A 989-nucleotide genomic window follows, 5' to 3' on the forward strand; every position below is an offset into this window, starting at 1 on the left:
TGGGAGTTGGGTAGACCTGAAGCGGAAGGTAGAAGACTTCGTTAGGGTAGAACCAGTGACTGGGGCTAAGTCGTAACAAGGTAGCCGTACCGGAAGGTGTGGCTGGAACACCTCCTTTATAGAGATATCCCTGATTTAGATCGGGGAGAAACAAAATAATCGGAGAGGTTTGAGATACGAAGAAGTGTAGAGATACACGGAAAAAATTCTTATTTGAATAAAAAGAGTGCGGAAGTTTTTATCTCCACCAACAAGTTAAGGTTATTGAAAGATCGAAAAGGTGTAGTGAGCCGGAAGGCTCGGGAGAAAAGGGGCTTGTAGCTCAGGTGGTTAGAGCGTTACACTGATAATGTAAAGGTCCCTGGTTCGAGTCCAGGCAGGCCCACAGACACCGCAAGATCGACAAAGTAGCAGGCAAGCCTGTTGCAGAACGTACATTGACATAATTGGAAAGACTGAGAAGTAAAGAGAAAGAAGAAAGAGCAAGAGAAGGGCGTACGGGGGATGCCTAGGGTCTCAGAGGCGAAGAAGGACGTGATAAGCTGCGATAAGCTGCGGGGAAGAGCACACATCTATTGATCCGCGGATTTCCGAATGGGGCAACCCTTTCTGGTGAAGCCAGAAAATCTATGGCAAAGGCCATAAGAAGCGAACGTGGGGAACTGAAACATCTAATTACCCATAGGAGGAGAAAACAAAAGTGATTCCGCAAGTAGTGGCGAGCGAACGCGGAGAAGCCCAAACCGGATATGTTACGGCATACCCGGGGTTGTAGGACTGCTGGAATCGAGTTATTTTAAGCTGAATGATCTGGGAAGGTCATCCGGAGAGTGTGAGAGACACGTAAGCGTAAAGAAGTAACGAGAGAGCAGGATCCTGAGTAGGGGGGGACCGGTGAAATCCCCTTTGAAACCGGCGGCACCATCCGCCAAGGCTAAATACTCCTGAGACACCGATAGTGAACTAGTACTGTGAAGGAAAGGTGAAAA

General features: G+C 48.2%; 1 tRNA gene and 2 rRNA genes. All 3 read left to right on the forward strand.

Annotated features, from left to right (window positions below):
• Positions 1-118 (forward strand): 16S ribosomal RNA (locus AB2U10_RS19130); the annotation flags it as partial.
• A gap of 193 nt (positions 119-311) precedes the next feature.
• Positions 312-385: transfer RNA gene (locus AB2U10_RS19135), tRNA-Ile, on the forward strand.
• Between the two features lie 95 nt (positions 386-480).
• A 23S ribosomal RNA gene (locus AB2U10_RS19140) occupies positions 481-989 on the forward strand; the annotation flags it as partial.

Source organism: Leadbetterella sp. DM7, from assembly GCF_040829825.2.
GTDB lineage: Bacteria > Bacteroidota > Bacteroidia > Cytophagales > Spirosomataceae > Leadbetterella.